This window comes from Halomonas sp. V046 (assembly GCF_052645355.1).
Genome location: NZ_JBQXYF010000093.1, coordinates 1 through 250, shown reverse-complemented (window position 1 = coordinate 250; position 250 = coordinate 1). Strand labels below are relative to the sequence as shown.

The window sequence follows — 250 nt, the reverse complement described above, 5'->3', positions numbered from 1 at the left end:
ATGAGAACCTGTGGCACACCGACTTTCGCGTGCCGGGCCTGATCGACGTCGAATGGACACGCTACTACCGCTCGAGCATCGATGAGCTCGATGACAGCGAACTCGGCGCCCGCTGGAGCTCGCCCTATCATCTGCGCTTCGAGCAGCACGGCGGCCAACTGACCTATATCGACGGCCTCAATCGCGCCCTGCCCATCGAGCCCTTGGCCCCCGGCGAGCAGCGCTTTTTGCCGCGCGAGCGCATGACCCT

General features: G+C 64.4%; 1 protein-coding gene. It reads left to right on the top strand.

From position 1 onward, the window contains the following. On the top strand, window positions 1-250 hold a 250-nt coding region (locus tag ACUN9Y_RS22395), incomplete at both ends, for a DUF6531 domain-containing protein (RefSeq protein ID WP_445462940.1).